Genomic DNA, 20,988 nt, shown 5'->3' with positions numbered 1-20,988 from the left:
ACCCTCGGCCGGCTGCGCGCGTATCCTGCTCTCGTGGCACTGCGGTTTGAGACACGCGCGTCCGACTCACCGTGGGTCGACGCCGTGTGGAGCTGTACGAGCGAGCACGTCGCGGAGATGACGTCCGTCGCGGCGGTGTGCTGGGGCCTGGTCTTCTGGGAGCGCGAGGGCAGGGCGTACGCGGGCATCTCCGGTCCCGAGACCAGAAGCGGCACCGCGCAGGTGCCGGAGGGCGCGACCTTCGTCGGCATCGAGTTCGCCGTGGGCACGTCGCTGCGCGCCGTCCCTCCGCCGACTCTGGTCGACGGGGGCGTCGAGCTCCCCGACACCATGCGCAGGACCTTCGTGCTGGACGGCGTCCGCTGGGAGTCTCCCGCCCCCGACGACGCCGAGGCCCTGGTCGACCGTCTGGTCCGCGTCGGAGCCCTGGTCCGTGACCCGCTCGTCACCGACGTTCGCCGAGGCCGCCGTCCAGCGGTCTCGGGGCGCACCCTCGAACGCCGGTTCCGGGCGGCGACCGGGTTGACCCAGGGCGCCGTCCGGCAGATCGAACGGGCCCGCAAGGCCTCGGTGCTCCTGGCCACCGGCGTCTCGGTCGCCGACGTCGTCTCGGGGCTCGGGTATTTCGACGAGCCACACCTGGCCCGCGCGCTGCGCCGCTACGTCGGGCGTACGGCGCGGCAACTCCGGGAGGGCACCGGCGGCGCCATCGCCCTGGACCTGGGTCAGCTGACGACGTCGTAGATCAGTTTCACGATGCCGTTGGGGTAGGCGGCGGACGCGCGGAGGCTCAGCACCTGCTTGTCCTTGTCCGCCTCGCTGAACAGGCTCTTCCCGGCGCCGAGCAGCACGGGGAAGACGAGAAGGTTGTACCGGTCGATCAGGCCCGCCTCCGACAGCCGCCGGGCGAGTTCCGCGCTGCCATGGATGAAGATCGCGCCACCTTCGCTCTTCTTGAGCTCGACGACGTCGTCGGCCGAGCGCAGGATCGTCGTCGGCCCCCACCCCTCGACGAGGTCGTCGTCGGACAGCGTGGTCGAGACCACGTACTTGGGCAGGTCCTTGTAGGCGGCGTGGTCCTCCGAGTCGCGCCAGATCGGCGCGAACGCCTCGTAGCTCCGGCGGCCGAACATCAGCGCCGTCGTGTCCTCCAGCTCCTCGCCCTTCAGCGAGAAGGCCTCGGGCAGGAACTCGATGTCCTTGGCCACCCAGCCGCCGCTGCGGTGCTCCTCGCCCGGCCCGCCGCCCGGGGAGTCCACAACGCCGTCAAGCGACATGAATCCGGTATAGATCAGATCACGCATGTGCTGTTCTCCTCATGGTCCGGCGACGAGGTCGCCAGATGGATCGTCAAGCGGGCCGCAGCGTCAGGCCGACGCGGTGGCGGAACGCCTGCGCCCATGCTACGAACCGGTCATCGCGACCGTCTTGGACGAAAACGACGCCATCCCTTCGGTGCGGGCCCGCCGTCGCCCGCCCGGCTGCTCACGGGCGTGTCGCTTCGCCTGTCACGAGACCCGCGCTCTGGAGAATCAGTCCGACGGTCTGGGCCAGTGTGCTGCTCTCGCCGATGATCGTCTCTGCGGTGCCGGGCAGGACGTCCCGTTCGAGGTACCACTGCCGCATGTCGTCGGAGCAGAACTGGGTGCGCTGAGGCCGCGTCTGGTGCCTGTGGAGCGTCTCCTCCAAGGAGACGTCCAGGTAGTAGCCGTGGCTCGTGCCTCGATGGTCGTGGAACAGCGCCTGCAGCATCTCTCCGTAGCGGCTCCGGGCGAGGATGCCTTCCAGGATGACGTGGTAGCCGGCGTTCAGGGCGTGGCGGCACATGACGTCGAGCAGCCCGATGTTCACGCCGTCCGGCTTGTCGCGTTCGCGGAGGATCTCCCGGCGTACGACGTCCTGGCCGATGAGGGCCATGCCGCGTTGGGCGTACGTCTCCCGCACGGTGCGGGCCACGGTGGACTTGCCGGATCCGGAGTTGCCCCGGATGACGATCAGGACCGTGTCCGGTGAGCCGATGTGCACGGTCCGACGGTACAGGGGGGCCGTCCTCAGCGGGTGATCACGCCGGGGTGTGCGGTCTCGAAGTCGGCGAGCCCCTTGGCGGTGAGTCTGAGATGAAGGCCGCCGGCGACGTCCACGGTCAGGGGTTTGTCCCTGCCGTGGAACACCAGGGAGACGTCCAGCTCAAGATAGGTGTTGTCGTGCTGCTCCTCCAGGAAGTTGCGCTCGACGATGTTGGCGTTCCGCGACGCGGCCTCGTCCGCCGTCTTCAGGTTGCCGCCGACGCCGCCGAAGCCGAGGCCCCCGTCCTGCGAGCCGGCGGACCCGCCCGCTCGGGCCGCCACGCCCCGGCCCTGCTCCTGGCCGTGCCCGACCGTGCTCATGGTCTGGGCGTAGACACGCTGCTTGACCAGCGCGGTGGTGATCTCGCGCGCTCCGGTGACGTCGATGCCGACCCTGCCGATCCCCGGGATCACGTACTCGTGCGCGAGCAACTGCTCCAGATGGGCGCGCATGGTCCGTTCCTTGGTGGCCTCGGCGAGTGACATGCCGGCCGGGCGGGAGAGCTCGAATCCGTCGGGCCGGTCGGCCAGGGACGGGACTTCGCCCCGGAGTCTCGGCGGCACCGCGCTCATCGGCGCCCATTGCTCGACGAGCGTGGCGGCCGGGAACGCGACCTGGCTGACGTCCCCCTTGGGGACGCCGTCGCCCAGGGTGGCGGACATGGGGTTGGGGCCCGCCGGGTCCGCCCAGCGCGGATCCGCGGCGACGACCGGCGTGCGTCCCGCGACCGGCGTGCCCTGCGGCACCTCCGTGGTGAGGTGTCCCGGCACCAGGACGCCGACCTCGCCGTCCGCGACCGCCCGGGACGTCGAGGTGACCCCGGCGTGCCGGTCGAACATTCTCCCGGCGCCGTCGTGCCCGGTCACCTCGCCCACCTTGAGCAGCACGTTGCGGGCCACGTTCTGCACGGGCTCCAGGAGCGGGCGGACCGGGACGTGTTCGAGCGTGATCTCGAACCTGACCGGGTGCTTGAACTCCTGCGGGGCCTCGCGCGTCTGGTAGCGGTTGATCTCCTTCGCGATCGTGCCCCGCCCGTCGACGGTGTGGGAGTCGCGGTTGTTCGCGAACCCCGCCTCGGCGCCCCTGAGCTCGCCGTCCGAGGACTTCATGTAACGCGTGATCGCCTCCGCGCCGTGGTCCGTTCCCGCCTCGCGCACGCTCAGGTCGCCGCTCAGGCGCTCGTTGCGCAGCATGAGGCCGGCGTCAGGACGCTCACCGACGTGGACGCCGTCGTCCACCTCGGCCGTGACCCGGATGCCCACGCGTTCGGTGACCCGGTCGTTCTCGTCCGTGACGAACAACCAGGAGGACACGCCGTTCCCGCGGAGTTCGCCCAGCTTCGTGCCGAGTGCGCCCTGGCTGTAGTTACCGCGCAGGTGTTCGGCCACCGGATGGTTCGTGAGCTCCTGGCCGTCAGGGAGGAGGCCGTCGCGGCGGAGCAGCCCGAGGATCTCCGGCAGCACGGCCTGCGCGTCGAGGTACAGGACGAAGGCGGTGTTCAACGCCGCCTCGGGCGCCGCGTAGGCGCGCGTCGTGTGCCCTGCCTGACCAGTGGGGTCCACGGCCTCCGGGCCGTCGAGCCCGTGACGGCGTGCCACCTCGTCGGGAAGCACGAGGTCCATGATCTCTTCCACCCGGACGTATGTGGTCGGGCCCTGTTCGACCGTTCCGCCGCTGGTCCTGGTGGGGGTGACCTCCAGGACCAGGTCCGCGCGGTACCAGTGGGAGGTGCTGCCGTCGGAGTAGGTGACCCGGGACACGTCGCTGCTGCCCAGGTAGGAGCTCTCCACGGCACTGCGTTTCGCGGCGCCGTGCACCCCGGCTCGCGCCACGACCTTGCGCTCGGTCCCGCCGGCTTCCCCGGTTCCGTGCGAGGACCCGGCGGCCTCGCCGTCGCTGAGCGTGACGCGCAGGCCGGTCCTGGCGTGCCCGCCGACCGTACGCCTGCCGCGTTCGGCGTCCAGCGCCCTGGAATTGCTGCTGGAGTAGCTCTCGTGCTCCACCCCGGTCTCCGACTTGACGTGCCTCACCCCGGCCACGTGAGCCTTCACGTGCACGTCGTGCCGCGACCCCGAACGGTCCGACACGGTGTAGTGCAGGCCGTCGGGATGAGACGTGATCATGGTTTCCAGGTTGATCACGTCGGTGGCGGTCTCGAACACCGGCGGCACGTCCAGCCGCTCCGCGGGCGCCGGCAGTTCCGCCCATCGGTGGTAGACCTCGGCCAGCGTCGAGGGAAGGTCGGGCATGGCCCCCATCCGGACGATGGCCGACAATTCGTCGGCCCCGGGCCGCCACAGGTCGGGCGGCCGCTCGGACGACGACTCGACCCGTCCGAGATGCGCGACGTCCTGTGCGAGCACCGGCTTCTGCGGCAGGTGGACGTTCGGCACGAGGACCTCCGCCCTGCTGCCGTGCACCTCCCACGAGGTGTTCAGCGTCTCCGTGCCGTCCCGCGAGATCCTCATCCTGACGTCGAAGGAGAGATCCCGCGTGATGGTGAAGCCGCCGCTGGTCTCCGTACGGTCGTACCTCGTGTGGCCCGAGGAGAAGCCGGTGCTGCCGGACTTGGTGCCGCTCCCGGTGAGGGACAGGTTCACCGGGTCGATCTTGAGCCGTTCGTTCACGTCGAGGCGCGCGACACCACGCACCTCCGCACGGCCCGTGCGGGAGCTCTCCCGCTGGCTGGTGTCGGTGCGCGAGGTGATCCGGCGCTCGTTGACGGTCAGGTCGGACGCGCCGACCTCGTGCCGCCGGCCCAGCGTGCCCTCGGCCAGGATCTCGACGGTGTAGCCGCCGATCGACCCGTCGTACCTGATGCCGTGGAGGGCGTGCGTCAGGTCGGCCTCCAGCGCCGCGGCGCCGAAGCGGCTCTCGACGTCCCGCATGATCTGCCGTGCGATCTCCGGCGGGAGGTCGGGCAGCGCCCGGGCGACGGCCTGGTGGATCTCCGCGCTGAGCAGCGTCTCCCCATGGACCCGGACGCCGCTGCCGAGCCCTGTCCCCCGACCGGCCGCGAGCGTCTCCGGCTCCAGGACGTGCGGGTCGTAGCCGCGGTTCGGGTGCTCGCCCCTGGCCGGGTACTCGCCGACCGGTTCGTCCAGTGAGAACCCCGCCCGCACGTCGTCCATCTCCCGGTGGAGGTCGGCGAGCTTGCGCTGGATGTCGTTGAACTCTCCCAGCGGGCGCAGATCGTGCCCGAAGACGTCCTGCTCCATCCGGGACGCGTCGCGGGTCGGGACGATCAGCTCGGCGGGCACCTCCACCTCGAAGGTGCCGAGCTTGTCGGTCTCGACCTGCAGCCGCATGCGGGCGTCGTACATGGTGACGTCGCCGAGCCTGGTCAGGACGGTGTGGTTGCCGTGCGCCCTGTTGGTGGACGTGACATGGTCCGTCCCGTAGCCGACCCCGCCGACGGCCCTCGCGACGACCTCCGCGCGGTCACCCAGCGGCAACCCGATCTTGCCGCCCGCGTGGACGCCGACGCTCGCGCCCTGCCGGTACGACGTGCCCTCGCTCTCGCGCCGCCCCAGGTCGTCCCGGAACATCGTCTCGACCGGCGAGCGCCCGCTCCCGTCGATCGGCTCGACCCGCGTGATCTCGCCGGTGATCCGGACGGAGTCCTCCGCCGACCGCAGCAGGGACGTCTTGTACCGGATCGCCTCGGACGAGACCCCGCTCGACAACATCGACTGGCTGCGGTTCTTCATCCCCTGCTCGCTGAGCAGGCTGGAGGTGAGATGGTCGGTGATCCTGACCACCTCGCCCGCGGGCAGCCCCGCCGCCAGCCCCCGGCGCTGCACCTCCAGCACGAGAGGCGTGACGTCCAGGCCGGTGATGGCGATCCCGTGGTCACGGAACCTGTGCCCAGCTCCTTCCGGCACCTCGTGGCGGGGGAGCGGCGCGGGGTGGTCGGCGCTCAGCAGCGGCCCTTCCCGGGTGAACTGCTTGGGGAAGGGGATGGTCAGCGAGAGGTCGGGGACCGCCGCGGTCTGGGTGACCTTCTCGCCGTCACGGTAGATGTCGAGGGAGATGTCCGTGGCGAAGTAGTCATGGGCGGGGGAGATGGCCTTGTGCCCGCTGATGACCTCGACGCCGTTCGTGTGGGTCGTCCGTGCCGTGCTGCTGACGCCCGACCGGGGCAGGGCGTTCGCCTCGGCCTCGTCCGGCGACTGGTAGAGCCCCTTCATCAGCCCCGCGGTGCGATCCAGTGAGGTGCCCCGCGAGGACTTGCCCTCCACGCCGTCCCCGCCGAAGGCGACCGGCTTCTCCGGGGCCAGACCCGGCTGCTCCACGTGCGTGAACTCGCTCGGCCTGAGCTTGAGGTAGATCACCTTGTCCCCGACGCCGAGCGCCACCCCTCTTTGCAGGTGGTTGGTCCACACGTCGCGGTCGCCGCTGGAGAGCGCCTCCGTCAGCCAGAGGCGGATCACGGCCCGTTCCCGCGGGACGATGCCCGTGATGCCGGCGGTCATGGCCTGCGCCGCCGCCCTCGGGTCCACCGGCACCCTGACGTCGTGCACGGCGGTCTCGCCCAGGGCGCCGATCTCGACGACGCGAGGCGGATGGATCTCGGGCTTCGGAACCCCCGCGTCGGCGGACGCGAGCTGGGACGTCAGACCCTGGAGCACGTCGGACGCCAGGTCGGGGCGGTGCCAGGCGGGCGATGCGATGGTCTGCTGGTTGTGGTTCACCGCCTCCTGGACCGCGTCCGCGCCGGTCCTGGGCCCGGGGCGTCCGTCCGGGCCGGAAGGCAGGGGTGAGGCCAGGTGCTGGCCGTCCGCGCCGAGCGCGCTGGACGTGATGCCCTTGGCCAGCAGGTCCCAGCTGAAGTTGCCCTGGACCATCATGGTGCCGGCCGTCGTGATCCCGCCGGCCAGGGCGAACTGCCCGGCCTGGCCGTACAACGAGGAGTGGGCCGCCGCCAGCAGCTTCTCGGCCGTGGACATCTCGGCCCTGGTCAGACCGGCCCGCAGCGTGGGGGTGGCCAGGCTGCTCAGCCCGCCCGAGGCCAGTCCCATGAGCCCGCCCATGGCGGCGCCGCTCACCGCCGAGATCGCGAGCTGACGGAGATCGATGTCGTCCCTGCGGCCCTGCAGCAGCTGCGTGCCCTGGATGCCCAGGTCCATCCCGGTCACGATCCCGGCGAAGAGCAGCATGTTGCGCCGGCACTGCCTGGCGATCTGCCCGACCGTCAGCCGGGCGAGCTGCAGCCGCGGCGGAATGAGCGCCAGACTCGCCCCGCCGGTGGCCAGGGCCGCGGCCAGCAGATATCCCAGTTGCACGATCAGCAGCCAGACGGTGACCTCGATCATGTACTTGGCGTACTGGATCTGCACGCCCACGCCGTTGAGCGCCACCGCGGCGTCCACGAGCCGCTTGACCGCGAGGGCGACCTGACCGCCCGCCACCTTGCCGACGTGGGCGGCGAAGGCCAGATGGGCTTCCCCGTCCCAGTCCTTGCCGATCCTGCGCGCGCTGCCCGGCAGGTCGGCGCCCGTGCCCTCGACGAGCCGGTGCGCGGCGATCACGCAGGCGTCGGCCAGCCGGAAGCAGCCGGTCTCGTCCCCCTCCGGCCAGTCCATGCCGACCACCCAGCCGATGTACGGCTTGGCGAACTCGGGCACGAGGAACCCGTCGAACCCCATGGACGATCAGTCTCGGGTGACGGGGGGAGGGTGCTCCGCCGCCTTGTAGTTGCGGGCGCTCGCGTTCAGCCCCAAGGCGACGTCTTCGAGTTCGTCGATGAACGTCGTCAGGGCGTCGAAGATGCCGCGCTCCATCTCGGGCAGCTTCTTGGCCAGCTCCGCGCCGTACTCGTCGTCGCCGAGCGTGTTCCTGTCCCGGTTGAAGGCGGCGCGGAGGTCGGCGCGCACCTGCTCCACGTTCCCCGCGAACAGCTCGTACGTCCTGGCTTCCCGGTACAGCGCCTCCCGCCGTACGTTGAAGCCGCTCACGGGGCCGGCTCCACGGGGCCGGGGAAGAACGCGTCGAGCGTGGCCCGCTCCCCGAAGACCTCCTCGTACGGCATGCCGTACGGCATGAGGGGGTTCAGCAGCTGCCGGCTCTGCTCGGAGACCGCGGCGGTGGCCGCGTCGGCCTGCTGCATGATGGCGTCGGCCAGTTGGGTGGGGGACAGGCTGCGATATGCCCGGGGGCTCAGCTCGACGCCGCGCAACTGACCGTGGCGGCCGACGGTCACGCTCACCATTCCGTCCGCCGACCGTGCCGTGTGCTCCAGGGCGGAGAGCTCTCCGAATGCTTCGCGTACGCGGGCCACCTGCTGGTTGATCTCGTCCGCGAGCGCGCTGACCTCCGCCTCGAACGCATCCGCCACAAAAACACCTTTCGCCCGTCTAATATCGGAAGGCATCATACGTCACCATTTTTTACAGGATTACGGATAACCGTATCGTTTACCTTCTGTTAACAGAAGTGTCACGAGGTGGCTGAGTTCCCGCCGGGGAGTCCCGTAACGCGGCCCGGGCGTCGCTCGATCGAGCGGATGTGACGAGAACGTGTCCGGCGTCACGGCGGGTGTCGCCACCGCGCTGCTGCGCAACGTCACCGAGGCGGCGCTCACCGCCACCGTCATGGCCGCCGCCGCCGTCCTGGCCGGCATCGTCTCCGTCTTCGTGCCGAAGGACGTCACCCTCGCCCACCGGCGACGAGCCGCCGTCGCCGGGCTGGCCGTGGTCAGCGTCCTCCTCGTCGTGATGTGGGTGATCATCGCCTGGTCGTACATCGGCAACGCGAGCAGTTCCAGCCAGAACGCGGTGGGCTGGGCGGCCTTCCTGGGCGGGATCGCCGCGGCCACGGTTCTCCTGGCCGTCGTCGTGGCCCGCCACCTTCACTGGCCGGCGGGCCCCGTGCTGACCGTGGGGGCCCTGTACGTGTTCGGCGCGGCGGTGCTGGGCCTCCTCGTCCTGGCCGCCACCGTTCTGCGGACGACCGCGAGGCCGATCATCACCACGACCACCAAGACGGTCGACGACACGACCGTCTCCCTCTCCGCGACCGTCACCGCAGCCGGCCTGTCCACCTGGGACCGCTACGAGATCACCGCCGAACTGCTGGACAAGGAGACGGACCCGACGTTCGTGGACACCAGATTCCGCACCCACGCCGGACCGGACGGCCTCGGAGACCTGCGGTACACCTTCTTCATCGAGCTCCCGAGGCACGGAAGCGGGAAGTGGGTCGGCATAAGCGCCCGGCTCGGACCGGAGAACCCCTCGAACATCCCCGTCGCGAACAAGTGCGGGCACGCCGGACTTCCCAAGCAGGGCATCACCTGCACACTCGTGCGGCTCCCGTGATGGCCGGTGCGCTCCGGCCAGGTGCGGTCGCCGGGCGTCAAGCTCTGCGATCTCGCCCCGGGAGGTAGGGGCTGAAATGGTCGGCGACGATCTCCGCGATCGCGGCGGCGTCGCGGGAACCGTCGACCTCGACCACGCGGATGCCGAGCCGGCGGGCGGTGCGGACGGCGTCCTCCGCGACGAGGGCGTCCCGGGCCACGCGGTTGGCCTGTGCTCGGGCCGGATCGCTGACCTCGTGCCCGAATGCGGAGGCCCGGGGGAGGTGGTGGAGCTGGTGTCGGCGGAACTCCGGCGTGGGCACCATGACGACCATCCGGCGCGGTGAGTCGATGATGGGTGCGACGAGTTCGGGGCGGAGCCCCCAACCCTCGGCCATGATCGGAAGGCCCGAGACGAGCGCGCGCAGGTCGTCCAGGGCCCACTCGAACCGGACGGGGAAGCCGGTCAGGGTCTCGGCGGCCATCTCTTCCGGGGTGGAACGGACCCACACCTGGTCCGGATCGGGATCGGCGGCGGGCTCGCCGAGGCTGACCCGGCGGGCGATCCGGCGATCGTTGTGCCCCCGTGCGTCGTGGTAGTCGTAGTGATAGACGGTGATGCCGTACTGGACGGCCAGGAGCCGGGCCACGGTCGACTTTCCGGCCCACTGGCCACCGCCGATCCACAAGGCGCGGCGCAACGTGCCGAAGGGGTCCCGGACGTCGTCGTTCGCAGGGAGGTCACGGGTGGTCATCTGATGTCCCTTCGGATCGACGTGCGGCGGCCGACTATGGTGGCGCGGCTCGCTCAGCGGGGTGCGTGGGTCTGTTCCCAGCGCTGCAGCAGGCCGGGCAGCTCGCTCAGCAGGAACTGGTAGAAGTCGCGCATCCGGGCCAGCCGGGTGTGGGCCGGGTCGCCGGAGGCGGTGGTGGCTATGCCGGTCTCGGCGGCCCGCAGCAGGACGTGGACCATGGTGTTCTGGGTGGAGAACAAGGTGGGCCAGGCGTCGTCGCGCAGCCGGTAGTGCTCGCGGCGGCTGCCGGGCGCGGGCAGGCGCTCGATGAGCCCGGTCGTCAGCAGGGCCTTGACCGCGCCGGACACCGACCCCGCGCTGACGTCGAGCCGGTCGGCGATGTCGCCCATGGTGACCGTCTCGGCGTCGGTGAACAGGAAGAACGCCAGGACGCGCGCCGACATGCGTTGCAGGCCGCCCTCGGTCAGCACCAGGGCCAGCCGCTCGGCGGCCTGCCATCGTTCCTGGTCGCTCACCGCGTCACCTCCTGACAGGGATCATAACCGAATGACCCAAACTTCAGGAATTTCTGAAATTTCGGTATATTGTGCTGTTGTTCGGCCCTTCAGACAGGCCGTTGGTGTGCCGGGAAGCCTGGTCGGCGAGTGCAACAGTCCTTTCGAGCAAGGAGCGCCGATGAAGGTCCTCATCCTCACCCACGGCACCCGTGGCGACGTGCAGCCGTACGCCGCCCTGGCTCTCGCCCTGAAGCGGGCCGGGCACGAGGCCGTGCTGGCGGCCCCCGCCGCCATGGCCGGCCTGGCCCGTCCGCACGGCATCGCCTTCGCGCCGCTGCACGACGGCCCGAACACGCTCATCGACGACCCCGGGATCCGTCAGGCGGTCGAGACCAACTACCGCGGCCTGCGCGGCAAGAAGGTCGCCCTGCAGGTGATGCGCCGCAGCAAGCCCCTCATGGCCGAGGTCTTCACCGACCTGGCGGACGTGGTGCTGGACGGGCCCGGCAAGGGCGCCGACCTGGTGGTGCACGCGCCCGGCATGCCGGGCGCCCATGTCGCCGAACGGCTCGGCGTGCCCGCGGTGCCCGCCGCGCTCCAGCCCGTGTGGGTGCCCACCGCCGCCTTCCGCAACCCGATGTTGCCGCTGCCGCTGCCCAAGGCGCTGAACCGGGCCTCCTACCTGTCGATCAAGCTGATGCTGCACTCCTTCGCCGGCATCGCCGACGACCTGCGCTCGCGCCTGGACCTGCCCCGGCGGCGCGGTCGGCACGACATCCTGCGCCGTCCGGACGGAGGCCCGGCGACGGTCCTGCACGCCTTCAGCCGCCACCTGCTGCCCCACGACACACCGGGCGGCCTGGACTATCCGGCATGGGTGCACACCACCGGCTTCTGGTACCTGCCCGCCCCGCCCGACTGGACGCCCTCGCCCGAGCTGGCCGCCTTCCTGGCCGACGGGCCGCCGCCGGTGTACGTCGGGTTCGGCAGCATGGCCGGCACCGATCCGTCGCGGCTCGGCCGGGTCGTCGCCGAGGCCGTACGGCGGGCGGGGGTGCGTGCCGTGCTGGCCACCGGCTGGGGCGGCATCCAGGCCACCGACCTGCCTGACGGCGTGCACCTGCTCGACCAGGCGCCGCACGACTGGCTGCTGCCGCGCATGGCCGCGATCGTGCATCACGGCGGCAGCGGCACCACCGCCGCGGCCCTGCTGGCCGGACGGCCGCAGGTGATCTGCCCGTTCGTCGCCGACCAGCCGTTCTGGGCGGCCCGCGCGCACGCCGTCGGCGTGGCCGGGCCGCCCCAGCCGCAGCGGCGACTGACCCCGGACGGCCTGGCCGCCGCCCTCCGCCTGGCCGCCACCGACGCCCGGATGGCGGACACCGCCGCCGAACTCGGCCGGCGCGTCCGGGCCGAGGAAGGGAACGGCCGCGCGGTCGAGATCCTGGAGTCCCTGTGAACGGGTGGGTCAGGTCTCCAGCCAGGCCGGGTCGGCCACCAGCTCCTGCAACTCGTTGACGAGGCGGGCCGAGTGGAACCCGTCCACGACGGCGTGGTGGGCCTGCACGGCGAGGGGGAGCAGGACGCGGCCGTCCCGCTCGGTGTAGCGGCCGAGCGTGAAGATCGGCGCGAGATGGTCCCAGTTGTCGCCGATGTTGAGGTTGAACCCGGTGAAGGACGCCCACGGCAGGCTCGACACGTCGAACGTGTTGGCCAGGGGCGCCCCCTGCGGGAAGAAGTCGGCGGCCCGGCTGTGCTCGGCGAGCAAGGGCGCGGCGACGTCGTGGAAGGCGCCGAAGTCGGGATCGTAGGGCGCCCACACGCACGAGAACGTCTCGCGTTCGGCGTTGAAGACCGTGAACGCCGGGTGCGCGACGGGCCACACGGCCGGCTCGCCCGACGTGGTGAGGCACATCCTGAACTCGTCGTGCCGGTTGACGACGGTGGCGAGCGCCCAGATCTGCGCGATGTAGGACTTGCGCCGCGACTGACGCAGCGCCGCGGCGAACGCGGTGACGTCGACCTCCACCGTGATCGAGTACGTGCACGGGACGCGGCGGTAGTGCTCGAAGTGTTGCCGGCGGGGCCATGCGTCGAGGTCGACGGGGGTGGGAACGTCCATCCGATCATCATGCCAGCCGCCCGCGCCACCACGGCACCGCTCGCTCAGCGGCCGCCCCCGAGACGGCCGGGCGAGTCCTAGTCGCCGTGGAGCCCGTCGGGGTCGCAGTAGTCGATGTCGTTCGTCGGCCTGAAGTCGGCCACGATGATCTCGCGCTTGAACGGCCCGCCGCGCTCCATCTCCTCGGCGGACGCCTCGTAGGTGAATTGCTGCATGGGGCGCAGCCGTCTGCCGCCGATGACCACCGGCCTGCGCACCGAGTAGATGGCGGGGAACGGGCAGCAGTAGTAGCTCCCGAGCGGCTCGCCCGCGGCGTCGACGGCGTAGGCGATGGCGCCGTCCCGGAAGGCGGCGTTGATCTGCGCCTGGATGCGCAGGGTGGCGGCCGGGTCGGGGTCGTACTCCCACATCTCCTTGACGGCCTGCCTGGCCTTGGGGTCGGCCTGCCAGAAATCCCGCCGTTGCGGGTCGGTCAGGCACCAGGCGTCGAAGTCGCGGGCGTCGACGTCGAGGGACTCGTACGTCGCGGCGGGCCGGGTGGGGGTGCTGCGGTAGCCGGCGATGTGCCGGGGCATGGCGATGAGCTGGCCCACGTGGTAGTAGAGCTCCAGGGAGCGCTGGAGCCGCTGCTCGATCGCCTCGTGCAGGCTCGGCCGGGGGTCGGCCTTGAGCAGCCCCTCGGCGTAGTCGGCGGCGGTGGCGGCCTCGGCCACGAGCTGGCGCAGCCGTTGCAGGTCGGCCTGGTGGTCGTGGGCGTCCGGGACGGTCTGCTCGAACACGCCGAAGGCCACCTCGGCGTGCCGGCGGATCGCCCGGGCGGCGGCCAGCATGCCGTGCAGGTGGGGCAGCGGGCAGGGGTCCGCCTCGGCCCATTCGGGCAGGTCGGCGGGCAGCTGGAGCTCTGTCTCGACCAGGTAGCGGCTGTTGCCCGCCGCCTGCCGGGCGCGCGACACCCAGCCTTCCACCTGGCCGAAGCAGGCGGCCACCTGCCGGCTGGTGACCGGCGGCACGTAGCCCGCGGTGCGCGGGTCGGCGGTGTAGTCGGCGTCGAGCAGCTGTTCACCGATGGTCTGCAGCACGAACGCGTTCCAGGTGCACAGCAGCTGGCCGGAGGCGGCCTGCGAGCCGTGCCAGAGGTTGACGCCGTCCTGGACGAGGCGTAAGCGCAGCTCCTCGGCGTGCTCCAGCTCGGTGTAGACCAGGCCGCCCGCACGCCGGTACGCCTCCAGCTCGTCCGTGCTCACCTCGCCCCTGTAGGCCGCGATCACCCGCGTCATCAACGTCGGCCGCGCCGGGTCGTTCGCCATCATGTACGTCCCCGTTCTCTTCCCCGTGAATGGTGATGATCCGTACCTTAGGCCGCCATAGGCGGATTCGTGGGGCGGACGGCCCGGGAACGTCACGGACAGCGGGCGATTGCTCCGCGCGGCGGGCAGGCGACGCCCTACGATCGGACGATGACCGTCCCCGAGCTGATCCGCATCGTGACGCGCTCCTCTCCCATGGCGCTCGCCCAGGTCGAACGCGTACGGCGCGAACTCGCCGACAGGCACCCCGGCATCCGCACCGAGGTCGTGCCGGTCACCACGTCCGGAGACCGGTGGCAGGGCTCGCTGTCGGCGCTGGGCGGCAAGGGCGCGTTCACCAAGGAGGTCGACGAGGCCCTCCTGGCGGGCCGGGCCGACCTGGCGGTGCACTGCGTCAAGGACGTGCCCGCCGACCGTCCGCTCCCGGCCGGGACCGTGTTCGCGGCCTTCCTCAAGCGTGACGACGTGCGCGACGCGCTCGTGCACCCCGGCGGCCTCACGCTGGACGCGCTGCCCGACGGCACCCGGATCGGCACGTCGTCGGTGCGGCGCGTCGCCCAGCTCGCCGCGTCGCATCCGCAGCTGCGCTGTGTGCCGATGCGAGGCAACGCCAACCGGCGGCTGGAGAAGCTGGACACGGGCGAGGCCGACGCGCTGCTGCTGGCGGTGGCCGGGCTGGAGCGCATCGGCCTGCCGGACCGGATCACCGAGGTGCTGTCGCCGGAGACGATGTGCCCGCCAGTCGGAGCCGGCGTGCTCGCCCTGCAGTGCCGCGAGGACGACCCGGCGACCGCCGACGCGGTCGCCGGACTGGGGCACCCCGACACGTGGCGGGAGGTCACGGCCGAGCGCATGCTGCTGCACGTGCTCCAGGGCCACTGCAACTCGCCCATCGCCGGTCACGCCCGTGCCGAGCGCGACGGCCGGCTGTCGTTGCGCGCCCGGGTCTTCTCCCCGGACGGCAAGCAGGTGCTGGACGCCCACGAGTGGGCCGGCCCGCTGGACCCGGCGACCCTCGGCACCTCCGTCGCGGTCGCGCTGCTCCGCCAGGGCGCCCGGGAACTGATCGACGCCATCCCGCACTAGCCGCGCGGCTGCCCGCCTAGACGGGTGACACGGTCTCGCTCGCCTTGCCTTGCTCGGTGTGGGGTTCGTCGCCGCGCAGCAGCCATTCCAGCGTGGCCGGGGTGGCGGCGAAGTGTCCGGCGTGTCCGCCGTCGGGCTGAACGGTGAGCGTGGCGGTGGGGAGGTGGGCGGCGAGCCAGCGGGCGTGCGCGACCGGCACCACGCCGTCCAGCTCGCCGTGCCAGAGCCGGACCGGAACGGTGACGGAGGCGAGGTCCACGCCCCACGGGCGGCCGAAGAGGGCGATGACGTCGTCGGCCCAGCCGCCGACGCCGGGGCGGACCGCCTCGGCGTACGCGGCCGAGAGCATGGCGCCGATCTCGGGACGGGCCAGGACGGCGGCCTCGGCCGGGGGCAACCGCGGCGGTTCGGACGAGTCCGTCTCCAGGTGGGCGATCATGGCGTCCCGGTCCCGCAGGGCGACGGCGGCGCTGCGCTGGTTGCCCTCCATCATCCCGGCCGTCCAGTCCAGCCCTTCGGCGTCGCGCGGGGCGAGCGCCGCCAGCGAGGCGACCCGGACGATCCGGTCGGGGTGGCGGGCGGCCGACGCCAGCGCGTGCGGCCCGCCGCCGGAGACCCCGTAGACGGCGAAGCGGTCGAGGCCGAGCGCGTCGGCCACGGCGACGACGTCGTCCGCGCCGTCCACCACCCGCCGTCCGGGCAGGGGCGTCGAGCCGCCGAACCCGGGACGGTCGAAGGTGATCAGCCGGATGCCGAGCCCGGTGAACAAGGAGTCGTCGGGATGGCGGGCCAGGCGTCCCATGGGGGTGCCGTGCAGATAGAAGACGGGTGTCCCGTCGGGCATGCCGTACTGCTCAACGGCGAGGGTGCGGCCGTCTCGGGTGATCACTGTTTGCACTCCGCCACGCTAGCCATCGGCGACACCCGTGCATCAGTGGTTTCATTCCGGGCGAAAAAGGACGTACCGCCCCCGGAAGCGTCTCGGGGGATCAGCGTGCGGTCGGCAGGGGCGCGTCCGGGGTGAAGTGCTGGGCGTCCACGTGTGCGACGGCATAGTCGATGGCGCCGGTGACCACGCACTCGTCGCCCAGCGTCGAGGCGCGCAGGTCGGGCAGCCGGATGCAGGCACGTTCCAGGCGGGCGCGCAGCGGCGGCAGCAGCACGTCGGCCGACCGGGAGAACCCGCCGCCCAGCACGACGACCTGCGGGTCGAGCAGCAGCACCATCGCGCTGGTGCCGACGGCCAGGTCGTCGACGTACCGCTCGACCGCGGCCAGCGCCACCGGGTCGCCCGCGCGGGCGGCGGCCAGGGTGTAGCCGGCGGCGTCCGCGGGCGGGGTGCCCTCGGGGATGATCGCGCAGCTCTGGAGGTGTCGCGACGCGTCGAACAACCGCGCCTGCGGCAGCATGGCGATCTCGCCGGCCGCCGTGCCGAACCCGCGGTGCACCTTGCCGTCGATGATGACCGCGGCGCCCATCCGGCGGCCGACGTGCAGGAACACCACGTCGTCGACGTCGCGGGCGGCGCCGCGCACGGCCTCGGCCCGGGCGGCCAGGCGGCTGTCGTTCTCGACGAGCACGTCGCAGGGGAACAGCCTTCGCAGGTGCCCGGCCAGGTCGAACCCGGTCCAGGCGGGGATGGCGGCGCAGTAGAGGATGCGTCCCTCGGGGGTGATCACGCCGATCGTGCCCGCGGCGAGGACCCAGACGTCCTCGATGGTCTTGCCGCCCAGCGCCAGGCAGCTCGCGACCGTCCGCTCGATCGCGGCCAGCCGCTCGTCCAGGGGGGTGTCCGGTTCCACGGGCTGGCGGGTCTCGGAGAGGATCACGCCGTTCAGGTCCGCCAGGGCGGCCCGGATGTTGTGACCCCCTATGTCGAGCCCCACCAGGTAGCCGCTGCCGGCGCGGAACCGGTAGCGGCGGGCCGGCCGGCCGACCGTGCCCTGGGCGGGCGGGGTCTCCTCCACCCAGCCGAGCGTCATCAGCTCGTCCACGACCTCCTTCGTGGAGGGGCGCGACAACCCGGTCCGCTCGGCCAGGGCCGACAGGGTCAACGGGCCGGCGGCGCGCAGTGCCGCGATCGCGGTCAGGACGTTGAGCTGTCTGAGTCGTGACAGGTCGCCGCCGCGAAGTGTGGGGGCCAAGAGCCGTCCTAACGCAGGTCTCCTCGATAAGGGCGGAACTCATTATGCCAGCCCGGGGTCCGAAGCTGAGCAAGAAGGGCTGATACGAGCACAAATGAGCATTGACCCTCGCTCTGGGCCGGTGCTACTAATGAAGTGCTCCTTCGTAAAGGAGGCCGGGCCCCGTACGGCGCCGTCGGTCACGCCCGGGAACGCGCCCGCGGCGAAGAGTCTCCTTCATCAGCTCCGAGAGGCCGTCCATGATCGTCCCCAAGCCCCTGCACCACGAGGCCAGACCGGGCCGCTTCGTCATCGACCGGAGCACCGCGCTCACCGCCGATCCCGCGCTCGGCGAGGTCGCCGCCTGGTTGCGCGGCGAGCTCAGCCCGGTCACCGGCGGCGAGCTGCTGCCCGGCGGCCCGGGACCGGCGACGATCAGGCTCGGCCTCGCCGACCTGCCCCCCGACGCCTACCGGCTGACCGTCACGCCCGGCGAGGTCACGCTCGACGCCGGATCGGCGGCCGGCGCCTTCTACGGGGCGCAGACGCTGCGCCAGCTCCTGCCGCCCGACGCCTTCCGCCGCGCGGGCGCGGGCGTGCCGCTGGAACTGCCCGCCGTGCACGTGGAGGACCGCCCACGCTTCGCCTGGCGGGGCGCGATCCTCGACGTGGCCCGGCACTTCATGACCAAGGCGGACGTGCTGCGCTTCATCGACCTGATGGCCCTGCACAAGCTGAACGTCCTGCACCTGCACCTGACCGACGACCAGGGCTGGCGCATCGAGATCAAGCGCTACCCGCGCCTCACCGAGATCGGCTCCTGGCGCGAGGAGAGCCAGGTCGGCTGGCTGGGCGAGATGGACGGCCGGCCGCACGGCGGCTTCTACACCCAGGACGACCTCCGCGAGATCGTCGCCTACGCCGCGCGCCGGCACATCACGGTCGTGCCCGAGATCGACCTGCCCGGCCACACCCAGGCGGCCATCGCCGCCTACCCCGAGCTGGGCAACCTCGACACCCCGCTCGGCGTGCGCACCACCTGGGGCGTCGGGCACAACGTGCTCAACGTCGAGGACGCCACGATCGACTTCTTCAAGAACGTCCTCGACGAGGTGCTCGACCTCTTCCCCAGCCCGTACGTGTGCGTGGGCGGGGACGAGTGCCCCAAGGAGCAGTGGCGCGACAGCCCGGCGGCCCGCCGCCGCATCGCCGAGCTGGGCCTGCGCGACGAGGAGGAGCTGCAGAGCTGGTTCATCCGCCAGTTCGACGACTACCTGGCCGGACGCGGGCGCCGCCTGGTCGGCTGGGACGAGATCCTGGAGGGCGGCCTCGCCCCCGGCGCGGTGGTGGCCTCCTGGCGGGCCGACCTGGGCGCGGTGGCCGCCGCCCGCGCCGGGCACGACGTCATCAACTGCTCCAACACCGCCGTCTACCTGGACTACCGGCAGAGCGAACGCGACGACGAGCCGCTGCCGTTCAGGACCGTGCTCACCGTCGAGGACGTCTACGCCTTCGAGCCCGTCCCGCCGGAGCTGCGCGGCGACCCGGCCGCGGAACGGGTCCTGGGAGCCCAGTGCGGGATCTGGACGGAGCTGATCGACTCCACCCGGCACGTCGACTACATGGCCTTCCCCCGGCTGGCGGCGTTCGCGGAGACCGTCTGGTCGGGCCCCGAGCGGGACCTGGCCGACTTCCGCCGCCGCCTGGCCGCCCACCTGGCCCGCCTCGACGCGATCGGCGTGGAGTACCGGCGCGAGTCCGGCCCGCTGCCCTGGCAGAGACGCCCGGGGGTGCCCGGCATGCCGGCCGAGCGCGACGAGTGGCTGGCGACGCTCGACTCCTGGACCGCCAACCTCAGGGACGCGCCGTGAGGACGCCCGCGGCGGCCCGGCTCGCCGACCTGTGGCAGCGGACGGTGCCCTGGCGCTGGCTGACGCCGAGCACGCTGCTCATCGCCGCCGTCGTCGGCTTCCCCGCCCTGTACATGGTCTGGATGTCCTTCCTCGACATCAGCAGGATCGGGCTGGTCAAGGGCATGGCCGGGCTGGACAACTACGCCAGGCTCCTGAAGGAGGACGCGCTCGGCCCGGTGGTCGGCAACACGCTGCTGTGGCTGGTGATCGTCGTCGGCCTGACCATGCTGCTCTCGCTGGCGCTGGCGCAGTTCCTGTCCAAGCCGTTCTTCGGCCGCAAGTTCGTCCGGCTCGCGCTGGTGGTGCCGTGGGCGACCTCGCTGGTGATGACCGCGACCGTGTGGCGCTTCATCTACGAGGGCGGCAACGGCCTGCTCAACCGCCTGCTGATGGACCTGTCGATCATCTCCGCGCCCGTCGACTGGTACAAGGACCCGGCCACCGCGCTGTATTCGATCATGGCGGTCGGGATCGTCACCTCGATGCCGTTCACCACCTACGTGCTGCTGTCCGGCCTGCAGACCGTGCCGCACGACGTGCTGGAGGCCGCCCGCATGGACGGCGCGAGCGCGTGGGCGACCTGGCGGCGGGTGACGCTGCCGATCCTGCGGCCGTCGCTCATGATCGCGCTCGTGCTCAACATGCTGCACGTCTTCAACGCGTTCACCGTCATCTGGGTGATCATGGGCAAGACGGCGGGCAACCACGCCGACACGACGGTGACGTGGCTGTACAAGATCGCGTTCACGGCGCAGCTCGACTCGGGCGAGGCGGCCGCGCTCGGCGTGCTCAACGTGGCCTTCCTGCTGCTGCTCATCCTGGCCTTCGTGCTGGTCCTGCGTCCTCACCGCAACCCGGCGGCGAGCGACAGGACGCCCGTGCCGGACGGAGAACCTCCCGCCGAGGAGCAGCCTGCCGGTGAGCGTCCCGCCGGGCCGGTTCCCGGCAGGCGGAGCAGGCCGGTGCTGGTGCGGGCCGGCCGCGGATGGGCGCGGGTCCGTCCCGTCGTGCTCCCGGTCATCGGGTTCGCGGTGGCGCTGTTCTTCCTGGCCCCGTACGTCGCGATGTTGCTGGGATCGCTCAAGACGGACGCCGAACTGTTCGCCGTCCCGGCCGACTACCTGCCCAAGAGCTGGGCGTGGTCCAACTACGCCGACGTGTGGCGGCGCATCCCGCTGGCCGACTACTTCCGGGTCAGCCTGACCGTCGCGCTGGCCTCGACGGCGCTGGTGCTGGTCGTCGCCGCGCCCGCCGCGTACGTGCTGGCGCGCTCCAGGTTCAAGGGACGCTCGGCGTTCCTCAGCGTGATCCTCGTGACGCAGATGTTCCCCGCCGTCGCGCTGCTCATCGGCCTGTACCGGCAGGCGGTGTTCGTGGACGGCGTGAACAGCTACTTCGTCATCATCGCCATCAACTCGGCCTTCAACCTCGCCTTCGCCGTGTGGATCCTGCACGCCCACTTCGGCGCGATCCCGGTGGAGATCGACGAGGCCGCCATGATGGACGGCCTCGGCAAGTTCCGGATCATGCTGCGGATGATCCTCCCGCTGGCCGCGCCCGGCCTCGTCACCGTGATGATCTTCACCTTCATCCAGGTGTGGAACGAGTTCGTCATCGCGCTGACGCTCTTCAACGACCCGGCGAGCGGCCGCGTGCCGCTCACGGTCGGCGTCCAGCAGTTCGTCGGCCTGTACGAGACCAACTACCAGTACCTGTTCGCCGCGGCGCTGATGGCGATCGTGCCCGCGGTGATCCTGTTCGCGCTCATCGAGAAGCACCTGGTGAGCGGCCTCACCGCGGGCAGCACCAAGTGACAACGAC

General features: G+C 71.5%; 17 protein-coding genes. 6 read left to right on the top strand and 11 right to left on the bottom strand.

Features of this window, described 5'->3' with window-relative positions; translation table 11 throughout:
* The first annotated feature begins 33 nt into the window (after positions 1-33).
* Positions 34-744 (top strand): helix-turn-helix domain-containing protein, encoded by a 711-nt coding sequence (locus tag ACIA8R_RS19505; protein ID WP_364087894.1) that lies wholly within the window; start codon positions 34-36, stop codon positions 742-744.
* Here ACIA8R_RS19505 and ACIA8R_RS19500 read toward each other — a convergent pair.
* The 5 genes from ACIA8R_RS19500 to ACIA8R_RS19480 form a co-directional block, all read right to left on the bottom strand.
* The gene (locus tag ACIA8R_RS19500) at positions 726-1,304 is read right to left on the bottom strand and encodes a dihydrofolate reductase family protein (RefSeq protein WP_397039571.1); all 579 of its coding nucleotides are present in this window, start codon (positions 1,302-1,304) and stop codon (positions 726-728) included. The genes ACIA8R_RS19505 and ACIA8R_RS19500 overlap by 19 nt on opposite strands.
* Positions 1,305-1,485: 181 nt before the next feature.
* The gene (locus ACIA8R_RS19495; RefSeq protein ID WP_364087890.1) at positions 1,486-2,025 is read right to left on the bottom strand and encodes an AAA family ATPase; all 540 of its coding nucleotides are present in this window, start codon (positions 2,023-2,025) and stop codon (positions 1,486-1,488) included.
* Between the two features lie 26 nt (positions 2,026-2,051).
* Positions 2,052-7,715: a hypothetical protein gene (locus tag ACIA8R_RS19490; RefSeq protein ID WP_397039569.1), complete on the bottom strand. Its 5,664-nt coding sequence runs from the start codon at positions 7,713-7,715 to the stop codon at positions 2,052-2,054.
* A gap of 6 nt (positions 7,716-7,721) precedes the next feature.
* On the bottom strand, positions 7,722-8,024 hold the full coding sequence (locus tag ACIA8R_RS19485) for a hypothetical protein (RefSeq protein WP_357696802.1): 303 nt from the start codon (positions 8,022-8,024) through the stop codon (positions 7,722-7,724).
* Positions 8,021-8,404, bottom strand: a complete 384-nt coding sequence (locus tag ACIA8R_RS19480) for a YbaB/EbfC family nucleoid-associated protein (RefSeq protein ID WP_397039568.1) — start codon at positions 8,402-8,404, stop codon at positions 8,021-8,023. The genes ACIA8R_RS19485 and ACIA8R_RS19480 overlap by 4 nt, the downstream gene beginning before the upstream one ends.
* Before the next feature lie 181 nt (positions 8,405-8,585).
* Here ACIA8R_RS19480 and ACIA8R_RS19475 point away from each other — a divergent pair, with 181 nt between their 5' ends.
* Positions 8,586-9,386 carry a hypothetical protein gene (locus ACIA8R_RS19475; protein ID WP_397039566.1) on the top strand — a complete coding sequence of 267 codons (801 nt, stop codon included), beginning with the start codon at positions 8,586-8,588 and terminating at the stop codon, positions 9,384-9,386.
* Between the two features lie 37 nt (positions 9,387-9,423).
* Here the strand turns inward: ACIA8R_RS19475 and ACIA8R_RS19470 are convergent, their stop codons facing one another.
* Together ACIA8R_RS19470 and ACIA8R_RS19465 are read right to left on the bottom strand one after the other, a co-directional pair.
* Positions 9,424-10,119: a hypothetical protein gene (locus tag ACIA8R_RS19470; RefSeq protein ID WP_397039564.1), complete on the bottom strand. Its 696-nt coding sequence runs from the start codon at positions 10,117-10,119 to the stop codon at positions 9,424-9,426.
* A 53-nt stretch (positions 10,120-10,172) separates the two neighbouring features.
* Entirely contained in the window at positions 10,173-10,634 is a 462-nt protein-coding gene (locus ACIA8R_RS19465) for a helix-turn-helix domain-containing protein (protein WP_364087880.1), read from the bottom strand.
* 160 nt (positions 10,635-10,794) lie between these two features.
* On the opposite strand from ACIA8R_RS19465, the gene ACIA8R_RS19460 reads away from it, so the two are divergent.
* Positions 10,795-12,075: a glycosyltransferase gene (locus ACIA8R_RS19460; RefSeq protein ID WP_397039563.1), complete on the top strand. Its 1,281-nt coding sequence runs from the start codon at positions 10,795-10,797 to the stop codon at positions 12,073-12,075.
* A gap of 9 nt (positions 12,076-12,084) precedes the next feature.
* Here ACIA8R_RS19460 and catA read toward each other — a convergent pair whose 3' ends face one another.
* Positions 12,085-12,738 carry a type A chloramphenicol O-acetyltransferase gene (gene catA, locus ACIA8R_RS19455; protein ID WP_397039561.1) on the bottom strand — a complete coding sequence of 218 codons (654 nt, stop codon included), beginning with the start codon at positions 12,736-12,738 and terminating at the stop codon, positions 12,085-12,087.
* Positions 12,739-12,815: 77 nt separating this feature from the next.
* Positions 12,816-14,048, bottom strand: coding sequence for a hypothetical protein (locus tag ACIA8R_RS19450; protein ID WP_397039560.1), 1,233 nt, complete (start codon positions 14,046-14,048; stop codon positions 12,816-12,818).
* A gap of 147 nt (positions 14,049-14,195) precedes the next feature.
* On the opposite strand from ACIA8R_RS19450, the gene hemC reads away from it, so the two are divergent.
* Complete coding sequence (hemC, locus tag ACIA8R_RS19445; protein WP_397039558.1) at positions 14,196-15,131, top strand: hydroxymethylbilane synthase; 936 nt, start codon at positions 14,196-14,198, stop codon at positions 15,129-15,131.
* 16 nt (positions 15,132-15,147) lie between these two features.
* Here the strand turns inward: hemC and ACIA8R_RS19440 are convergent, their stop codons facing one another.
* Positions 15,148-16,020: an alpha/beta fold hydrolase gene (locus ACIA8R_RS19440; protein WP_397039556.1), complete on the bottom strand. Its 873-nt coding sequence runs from the start codon at positions 16,018-16,020 to the stop codon at positions 15,148-15,150.
* 100 nt (positions 16,021-16,120) lie between these two features.
* The gene (locus ACIA8R_RS19435) at positions 16,121-17,275 is read right to left on the bottom strand and encodes an ROK family transcriptional regulator (protein ID WP_364087868.1); all 1,155 of its coding nucleotides are present in this window, start codon (positions 17,273-17,275) and stop codon (positions 16,121-16,123) included.
* 239 nt (positions 17,276-17,514) lie between these two features.
* Here ACIA8R_RS19435 and ACIA8R_RS19430 point away from each other — a divergent pair, with 239 nt between their 5' ends.
* Both ACIA8R_RS19430 and ACIA8R_RS19425 read left to right on the top strand, forming a co-directional pair.
* Positions 17,515-19,125, top strand: coding sequence for a beta-N-acetylhexosaminidase (locus ACIA8R_RS19430; protein WP_357696822.1), 1,611 nt, complete (start codon positions 17,515-17,517; stop codon positions 19,123-19,125).
* On the top strand, positions 19,122-20,981 hold the full coding sequence (locus ACIA8R_RS19425; protein WP_397039554.1) for an ABC transporter permease subunit: 1,860 nt from the start codon (positions 19,122-19,124) through the stop codon (positions 20,979-20,981). Before ACIA8R_RS19430 ends, ACIA8R_RS19425 begins: the two co-directional genes overlap by 4 nt.
* Positions 20,982-20,988 lie beyond the last annotated feature (7 nt).

It is taken from the genome of Nonomuraea sp. NPDC051191 (assembly GCF_044455665.1).
GTDB lineage: Bacteria > Actinomycetota > Actinomycetes > Streptosporangiales > Streptosporangiaceae > Nonomuraea.
Note: the sequence above shows the minus strand (reverse complement) of the source record. Positions and strands in the feature narration are given on the sequence as shown.

Coding starts and splice junctions, on each gene's coding strand:
- ACIA8R_RS19500 (WP_397039571.1), bottom strand. CDS start 1,304: ATGCGTGATCTGATCTATACCGGATTCATGTCGCTTGACGGCGTTGTG.
- ACIA8R_RS19490 (WP_397039569.1), bottom strand. CDS start 7,715: ATGGGGTTCGACGGGTTCCTCGTGCCCGAGTTCGCCAAGCCGTACATC.
- ACIA8R_RS19470 (WP_397039564.1), bottom strand. CDS start 10,119: ATGACCACCCGTGACCTCCCTGCGAACGACGACGTCCGGGACCCCTTC.
- ACIA8R_RS19460 (WP_397039563.1), top strand. CDS start 10,795: ATGAAGGTCCTCATCCTCACCCACGGCACCCGTGGCGACGTGCAGCCG.
- catA (WP_397039561.1), bottom strand. CDS start 12,738: ATGGACGTTCCCACCCCCGTCGACCTCGACGCATGGCCCCGCCGGCAA.
- ACIA8R_RS19450 (WP_397039560.1), bottom strand. CDS start 14,048: ATGATGGCGAACGACCCGGCGCGGCCGACGTTGATGACGCGGGTGATC.
- hemC (WP_397039558.1), top strand. CDS start 14,196: ATGACCGTCCCCGAGCTGATCCGCATCGTGACGCGCTCCTCTCCCATG.
- ACIA8R_RS19430 (WP_357696822.1), top strand. CDS start 17,515: ATGATCGTCCCCAAGCCCCTGCACCACGAGGCCAGACCGGGCCGCTTC.